The organism is Streptomyces bohaiensis (assembly GCF_012033785.1).
Lineage (GTDB): Bacteria > Actinomycetota > Actinomycetes > Streptomycetales > Streptomycetaceae > Streptomyces > Streptomyces bohaiensis.
This window is the reverse complement of the sequence record NZ_JAAVJC010000216.1, coordinates 1-7,902: the sequence shown is the minus strand read 5'-3', so window position 1 is coordinate 7,902 and position 7,902 is coordinate 1. Positions and strand designations below refer to the sequence as shown.

The 7,902-nt window shown below is 76.1% G+C and carries 7 protein-coding genes; 5 read left to right on the top strand and 2 right to left on the bottom strand.

Annotated features, from left to right (window positions below):
* Together HCN52_RS18915 and HCN52_RS18910 are read left to right on the top strand one after the other, a co-directional pair.
* The coding region (locus HCN52_RS18915; RefSeq protein ID WP_168089651.1) for a tetratricopeptide repeat protein at positions 1 to 880 on the top strand (880 nt) is incomplete at its 5' end.
* A 281-nt stretch (positions 881 to 1,161) separates the two neighbouring features.
* Positions 1,162 to 1,662 (top strand): hypothetical protein, encoded by a 501-nt coding sequence (locus tag HCN52_RS18910; RefSeq protein WP_168089650.1) that lies wholly within the window; start codon positions 1,162 to 1,164, stop codon positions 1,660 to 1,662.
* Positions 1,663 to 1,961: 299 nt separating this feature from the next.
* Here HCN52_RS18910 and HCN52_RS18905 read toward each other — a convergent pair whose 3' ends face one another.
* On the bottom strand, positions 1,962 to 3,065 hold the full coding sequence (locus HCN52_RS18905) for an aminoglycoside phosphotransferase family protein (protein WP_168089649.1): 1,104 nt from the start codon (positions 3,063 to 3,065) through the stop codon (positions 1,962 to 1,964).
* Between the two features lie 233 nt (positions 3,066 to 3,298).
* On the opposite strand from HCN52_RS18905, the gene HCN52_RS18900 reads away from it, so the two are divergent.
* The 3 genes from HCN52_RS18900 (at position 3,299) to HCN52_RS18890 (ending at position 6,647) form a co-directional block, all read left to right on the top strand.
* On the top strand, positions 3,299 to 4,783 hold the full coding sequence (locus HCN52_RS18900; protein ID WP_168089648.1) for a DNA-binding protein NsdB: 1,485 nt from the start codon (positions 3,299 to 3,301) through the stop codon (positions 4,781 to 4,783).
* Between the two features lie 233 nt (positions 4,784 to 5,016).
* Positions 5,017 to 6,324 (top strand): PP2C family protein-serine/threonine phosphatase, encoded by a 1,308-nt coding sequence (locus HCN52_RS18895; RefSeq protein WP_168089647.1) that lies wholly within the window; start codon positions 5,017 to 5,019, stop codon positions 6,322 to 6,324.
* Between the two features lie 17 nt (positions 6,325 to 6,341).
* Positions 6,342 to 6,647, top strand: coding sequence for a hypothetical protein (locus HCN52_RS18890; protein ID WP_168089646.1), 306 nt, complete (start codon positions 6,342 to 6,344; stop codon positions 6,645 to 6,647).
* Positions 6,648 to 7,101: 454 nt separating this feature from the next.
* On the opposite strand, the gene HCN52_RS18885 is transcribed toward HCN52_RS18890, so the two are convergent.
* Positions 7,102 to 7,902: PP2C family protein-serine/threonine phosphatase (locus HCN52_RS18885; RefSeq protein ID WP_209314730.1), on the bottom strand; the 801-nt coding region annotated here is incomplete at its 5' end.

The window sequence follows — 7,902 nt, the reverse complement described above, 5'->3', positions numbered from 1 at the left end:
GGCGGGCACCCCCGTCCGGGCGGCCCGCCGCCCGCCGGCCCCGGCGCTCGCCGACGGCCTCGTCGGCCCGTGGTCCGCCGTCACCGTCGCCACCGGCGGCCACCCCTCCCCGCCGGTCGGCGTGCCCGAAGGCGGCGCCACCCTCGCGGAGCGGCACAGCGCGGGGGTCGACCTCGGGCGAGCGGGACGGTGGGAGGAGGCGCTGACGGCCCACCGGGCGACCCTGGCCGAGCGCGAGGCCGCGCTGGGACCGGAGCACCCCGAGACCCTCGCCAGCCGCCACGAGGCAGCCGCCTGCCTCGGTCGGCTCGGCCGTTGGGAGGAGGCGCTCGCGGGCCACCGCCGGGTGACCGAGGCTCGCGCGCGGCAGCTGGGACCGGCCCACCCGGCGACCCTCGACTCCCGTCATCAGTCGGCCGTGGCGCTCGGCAGACTGGGCCGCGCGGCGGAGGCCCTGGAGGTCTACCGCGCCCTGGCGGTCGCCCGCGCCCACGCGGGCGGGGAGGGCCACGCCGAGACCCTGCGCGCGCGCCACGGCCTGGGGGTCAGCCTCGGTCGGCTCGGCCGCTGGGAGGAGGCGCTCACCGAGGCGCGCGAGGTGTGGGCGCTGCGCTGCCGGACCCTGGGCGACGAGCACCCGGACACCCTGGTGAGCCGCCGGGAGATCGCGGTCGCGCTCGGATGGCTGGGGCGCTGGGAGGAAGCCCTGGGGGAGTACCGTCCGGTGCGCGAGAGCCGGGAACGCGTCCTCGGCGCCGCACACCCGGCCGCCGGCACCAGCCGCAACGACGAGGCGCACTGCCTGGAGCAGCTCGACCGCCACGCCGAGGCCGCGGAGCTGCACCGGGTGAGCGCCGCGCTCGGCGGCGGTCCCCACTGAGAACGTGCGGGAGGTGCCGCGTCGGATGGTCTCGCGGCGGCGGCCGCGGCCAGCTGCTCTCAGCTGCACGCCGCAGGGGCGCCCTCGTGCCGCGGCGTCCTCGTGCGTTTCCGGCAACGTGGCGGACGGCCGTAGCCGGTGTCGCGTCCCGGCGTGGGGCCTCCCGCACGCGCCGAGCCGGAAGCGCACCGCGACGGGCGCTCACCGGCGCCGTCCCGCGGCGCGGAGCACCACGGCCCGCCCGCCGCTCGACCGCGTCCGGGGCCACGTACCATGGCGGCATGTCGTTTCTCCGCCGCCGCAGTGCTCCCACGCCCGCCGGTCCGGACTTCGATGTCCTGGCCATGGACCCGGGCGACTGGCCGGGAGTGCTGGGCGCCGGACTGCTGCCCGCCCCCGACGGGAGCTGCCAGGGGGTGATCCTGCGCTACGACCTGTTCGGCGGGCGCGGCCCGGCCATGGTCATCGGCAACCTTCCCGAGGGGTCGCCCGCCCGTGAGCTGGGCGAGGGCGAGATGCCGTTCGAGGTGCTCCACCTGCTGGAGGCGCTCGGACTGGAGGAGGAGGTCCGTGCCACCGACACGGAGGAGATCCCGGTCATGCACGAGGACAGCCTGCTCATCGTCCGCCGCGTGAAGTGCAGCGAGACCCGTGTCTCCTGCGTGCAGTTCGACCGCAGCGACAACGTGCTGGTGACGATCGCCAGCTGGGACCGGCCCATCACCGACGACCTGTACCGGCTGCTCAAGCCGCTGCCGGCGGAACTCTTCCAGCAGCAGTAGCCGGCCTCCCGGAAGCAGCGGTGGCGTCCGGGCAGCGGTGGCGTCCGGGCCGCCGGGCGCGGAGGGCAGGAAGAGCAGAGGAGGCCGGTGGCCCGTCGGGCCCCGGCCGGTCACGTGCGTCGTCCTCGCAGCGTTCCCGCGCTCACGCGCGGGCGGCGGTCGTGCCGGCTCCCGCCCCTCCGGGTGTGCGGAGGGCGGAGAAGCCGCCCCCGCCCCCGCCGTCCGGGAGGGGCGCGTCGTGCGGGCGCGGGAACCACCTCTCCCGCGCCCGGTGCTCACCGGTCGATGGGCCGGAGCCGTCAGCGGGTCCCCACCGCGGCACGGACTGCCCGCCGGGTCAGGGCCAGGTCGTCGTGGAGTCGCCGCAGCAGCAGCCTCCGCTCCTCTCCGAAGGCCAGCGAGCCGGCGGGCCGGGACGCGGCCGCCGCCGGGTCGGGGCCGGGCGCTCGCATCGCACGGTGGATCGCCTCCTCGCACTCCCGGATCTCGCGGGTGAGGACCAGCATCAGGTTCACCAGGAAGGCGTCGCGCTGCTGCGGGCCCTCCAGCTGCGCCAGCCGGCTCAGTTGGCGGCGTGCCACCGGAGCGGTCCCCAGCACGGCCCACAGCGTCGCGAGATCGCGGCCCGGCAGGTACCAGCCCGCCGTCGACCAGCCCAGCAGCGCGGGGCCGGCCGGGGAGAGGACCGCCTGGCTGGGGTACACCGAGCCGTGGCAGAACTGCTGCGGCAGCGCCCCGTCCCGGCCCCGGAGCCCGTGCAGCAGGGCCCGCAGGTCCGACAGGTCCCGGTCGGTCAGCATGCCCAGGGAGTGGCAGCGGCCGAGCAGCGCGTGGTAGTTGACGGCGGGTCCGAAGTCGTCGCCCGGCGGCGCCCACTCGCCCAGCCGACGCACTCCGGCGAAGAGCGCCCTCAGGTCCGCGACGGCCGGTGCGTTCAACGGGTGGCGCCGGGTCGAGGCGGCACGGCCGGGGATGAACTCCATGACCAGGGTCCCGGAGCCGGAGTCGGCGCCGACCAGCCGCGGTACGCGCACCGGGGGCCGGTGCCGCACGAAGATCCGGTGGGCGGCTATCTCGCGCCGCACCTTCTCGGCGGCGCCCGCCGACAGCGCGCACTTGGCGACGACGGGGCGGCGCCCGAGAGAGCCGGCGAGCAGCACGGATTCCGTGCCCAGCCGGAGCAGCTGGGCGGGGGCGAACTCCGGGCAGATCTCCTGCACGGAGGCGAGCGCGCCCCGTAGTTCGGCGCCGCGCTCACCACTGAGGTCCAGGCGCTGCCTGCCCGACGGCCGTGCGCGGCGCGGCCGTTCGGGAGCCGGCGCGCCGAGCTGCGGCACGGCCGCGGCGGGGGTGGCGAGCGGCTGGCGGTACCTGGGGTACACGGGGGAGGGTGCTGGATACATCGGCGAGCCGAGTCCCTTCGTGCGCCGGACGGAGGACGCGCCGCCCGTACCGGGGCCGGTGGGCACCCTGGGGAAGTGCCCGGCCGTCCCCGGAGCGGGGTGGCGCCTTTCTACCGAAGCGCGGCGCGCCCCTGGCACACCAGCTGGCGGACCCTGGCGAAACCCTGGCGAATCGCTGAGCGCCGTCCCGCGCGGGGCTACTGTCGAGTCAGCCGAGATCCTGGGGGCTTGACGTGACGCAGAGAACCAACACCCGGCTGGCGGACCTGTTCCGGCTCGCGGGGTGGTCCAAGGGAGAGCTCGCCCGCCTGGTCAACCGGCAGGCGGCGGCCCAGGGCCACCCCCAACTCGCCACCGACACCACACGGGTGCGGCGGTGGATCGAGCTGGGGGAGACCCCCCGCGAACCGGTGCCCGAGCTGCTGGCTTCCCTGTTCACCGAGCGACTCGGCCGTGTCGTGACCATAGAGGACCTCGGCTTCCGGCGTCCCGGCGAGTCCGGGCGGGGGAAGGCCGGGGCGAAGCTCCCCTGGCCGCCCGACCGGACGGCCGCGGTCCTCACCGAATTCACGGGAATGGACCTCATGCTCAACCGACGCGGCATGGTGGGCGCGGGCGCCGCGCTCGCCGCGGGATCAGCCCTCAGCGACGCCCTGCACGACTGGATCAGAACCTCATCGGACGGAACCCCCCGCCCCACCGCCGACGGCTCGGGGCCCGCCGGACTCGACCCCTACGAGGCGGCCCCGGTGGGCTCCGCCGAGATCGACGCCCTGGAGAACGCCGTGGAGGTGTTCCGCGCCTGGGACGCCCGCCGCGGCGGCGGCCTGCAACGCAAGGCGGTCGTCGGCCAGCTCAACGAGGTGGGCGGGATGCTCGCCTACCAGCACCCCGCCCACCTCCAGCGGCGGCTGTGGGGGGTGGCGGCCAACCTGGCGGTGCTCGCGGGGTGGATGTCCCACGACGTGGGCCTGGAACCCACCGCCCAGAAGTACTTCGTCATCGCCACCCACGCGGCCCGTGAGGGAGGCGACCGGCCGCGTGCCGGGGAGGCGCTCTCCCGCGCCGCCCGCCAGATGGTCCACCTCGGCCGCCCGGACGACGCGCTGGACCTGATGCAGCTGGCCAAGTCAGGCGCCGGCGAGGAGGCGCTGCCCCGCACCCGGGCGATGCTCTGCACGATCGAGGCATGGGCCCAGGCGGCGCTGGGTCAGGGGCAGGCGATGCGGCGCACCCTCGGCCAGGCGGAGGACCTCTTCGTCTCCGACCGCCGCGACGTGCCCCCGCCCAGCTGGATGCAGCTCTTCGACGAGGCGGACCTGTACGGCATGCAGGCGCTGGCGTACCGGACGCTCGCCGAGACCGACCCGACGGCGGCCCGGGTCGCGGAACGGTTCGCCAAACGCGCGCTGGAGCTCCGCGACGTGGACCGGCGCACCCGCTCCAACATCCTCGACTACCTCTCGCTCGCCTCCGCCTGCTTCCTCGGCAACGACCCCGACCAGGCCGACCGGTACGCGCGGCTGGCACTGGTGAGCATCGGGGAGACCTCCTCCCACCGCACCTGGGACCGGCTGCGGGAGATGTACCGCCTCACCGGGGTCTACGCCGGCTACGGCCGCGTGGAGAGTCTGCGCGAGGAGATCGAGCACGTCCTCCCCTCCGCCCCCGTCTCCCCGGGGGACACCGGGGCGGGCAAGGGGCCGAGCATCGTCTGACCGCTCGTGCGGCGGAGCCGGCCGTCCGTGACGTCGTGCGCCGGGCACCCGGAGTTGCTCGGCTCACGACGTCGCGGCCTCGGGGAACGGGGCGACCGATGGGCGGGCGGGCGCTGTGACGCAATCGTGCTTGGGCGGCCACGCAACGGCCGCTTAGGGTGGGAGTCGGGTCACTTGGCACCAGGGCGTTCCGCTCCTCGGCAAGGCCTGGGGACGACGGGAGTCGGCGCTTGATGACCAAGGAGAAGGACCACCTCGCGGAGGAGCTGCCGCGGGCGGTGCTCGATCCGGCGCGCCTGGCGGCGGTGGCCGACTCCGGGCTCCTGGACTCCCCGCCGGAGGGCACCTTCGACGACCTGGCGCAGCTCGCTCTGGCGATCACCGGGGCGCAGAAGGCGTTCTTCACCGTGGCCGACGGTCGACGTTCGTTCTGGAAATCCGCGATCGGCATGGAACCGGCGGCCGGACGGGAGAACGACATCCGCGACAGCCCGTGCCACCTGCTCATCGGCACCGGCAAGGAACTCATCGCCCCGGACGCGGCGACCGACACCCGCATCAAGGACCTCGCGGCGGTCGACGCCCTGGGGATCGGGGCCTGGGCGGGCTACCCGGTGTTCTCACCCGACGGCTACGTGCTCGGCGGATTCTGCGTGGTCGACAAGGACGCGCGCCCCTTCACCCCCGAGCAGTCACAGGCCCTGCGCACCCTGGCACGGTCGGTTTCCTCGGAGATCGCCCTGCGCCAGGCCCTGCGCCAGGCCCGCGCCCGCGGCGAGGCGTCCGAGGCGCTGGCACGCACTCTCCAGGACAGCCTGCTGCCGCCCCGGCTGCCGGACGCACCGGGCCTGGACGTGGCCGCCGTGCACATGCCCGCGGACACCACCGGGGCGGCCGGCGCCGAGGTCGTCGGCGACTTCTACGACCTGTTCCGCACCCGCGGCAACAGCTGGTGCGCGGTGATGGGCGACGTCTGCGGAAAGGGGATCGACGCGGCCAAGGTCACCGCGCTGGCCCGCTACACGGTGCGCGCCGAGGCCACGCAGCACGCGCGGCCCGCCACCGTCCTGCACCGCCTGCACGAGGCTCTGGTCGACCAGCACGTCAGCGACCGCTTCCTCACCGTCGCCCTGATCGTCTTCCGCCCCGACACCGACGGCGTCACCGGCCACTACGCCACCGCCGGCCACCCTCCGGCCCTGATCCGCCGCGCGAACGGCACGGTGGAGGAACTGACCGCCGAGGGCATGCTGCTGAGCCCGCTGCTGCCCGCCGCCCGCGAGGGCCACCGTCAGCGCGCGTTCCGCCTCCACCCGGGCGATGCGCTGCTCCTGTACACCGACGGCATCACCGAGGCCCGAGACCGCGACAGGGGACCGCTGTTCGGCGAGGACCGCCTGGCTGCCGCGCTCGCCGCCACCCGGGGCCTCGGGGCCGCCGACACGCTGGAGGCGCTGTGGCAGGAGGCGTCCGAGCACGCCGGCGGCCATGCCGTCGACGACACCGCCCTGATGCTCCTGCGCGTCGCACCCCGCACCTGAGCTCCCCGGAGCATCCCGTGGAAGACACCGAGCCCGTGACCTGCCAGGACCAGGCCGACCGCGTGCGGGACGAGGTCGCCGAGCTGGTGATGATGCCGGCGGACACCGAGCCGCAGCAGCACCTCGCCCTCGCCGCCGACCTCCGCGAGGACCGTGACCGGATACCGACCGCAGCGCTCGGGGGCGGCATGAACCGCGCCCGCCAGGACGGCTGGGGACTGCGCCGCATCGCCGCCGCCTCCCCCCACGCCCACCTCGCCAACGCGGCGAAGGGGCGGCCGCCGGCGACCATGGAGCCGGGCACAGGCCCCTCTCACACCTGACCACCCGGGAGAGCTCCGCGAGGCCCCTCGGGAGGATCGCGCCTCCACGGCGCGCCGTCGGCGGAAGCCCTGGCGGATCCCGCATCGTCGCGGCGGCCAAGGGCAACCACCGCGGACGCCCGCGGGCCGTCGGCGGTGGTCACCTTGGCCGCCGTGCTCACAGAGCGTTCTGCTCCGCCCGGGGCGTCGCACAGCTCGGGCGGGACAAGACCGCGACCGACGACGGCCTGGCGCCACGGCCCGCGCCCGCCCGCGTCCGCCGGCGCGGGGCCTCGAGGAGGTCGACCTCCTCGAACGACTCCGGACTCGGCCCCACCCGACCGTCGGGCGGCGGTGGGCCGGCACGACCGGACCACGACCGTTCTCGCGCCAACCGCTGTGCCGATGCCCCCGAGGCCGGGTCCGCCCCGCCCGCCGCCCGCCGCCCGGCGTGCGCCGTGCAGCGCAGCCCCGGTCAGCTGACGCGGGCCACCAGGACGCAGGCGTCCTCCAGGGCGCCGCCGGCACGTGCCGCCTCGCGGCGACGCTCCAGCAGGACCTCCAGCGCCTGCCGGGCGTCGCCCGCCGCCGCCAGCCTGGGTGCCAGGGTGAGCAGCACCGGGTCGCTGGAGCGCGCCGTCCCGACCCGGCCGTCCGGGCCGGGGGGTTCGGGCGGGAAGAGCCCGTCGGTGTGGAGCACCAGGGTGTCACCGCTGTGCAGGCGGTCCACCCGCTCGCCGTAGACGGTGCCGGCGATCGCCCCCAGCAGCGTGCCCGGGGGGCGCGGCAGCAGTCGGGCGGAGCCCTCCCGGCAGAGCAGCGGGGCCGGATGCCCCGCCTGTGCCCAGGTCAGCGAGCCGTCGTCGGCGCGGTACCGGCAGCACACCAAACCCGCCAGCGCGGGCTGCGTTCCGCGGTCCATCAGATCGTTGAGGTGTTCCAGCACCGTGGCGGGGCGGGCGCGCGTCAGCGCGATGCCGCGCAGCGCGCCGAGCAGGCCGGCTGTTGCGCAGCCGTCGCCCGGCCCGCTGCCGGAGAGGTCGCCGACGCTCAGCACGGTGCTGCCGTCGCCGATGTCGATCCAGTCGTGCCACCGGTCCCCCGCCGCGGTGCCGTCGGCCGGCAGGCACCGTGCGGCGAGCTGCAACGACCGCGCGACCCCGTGGTCGGGGCGGCGTTCCGGCGGACTCTGCCACGGCGTGGCGGTGGCCTCCCGCGGCAGGGCGGCCACGGGCCCCGCGGCGGCCGCGGACACCCGCGCGGGAGAGCCCACCCC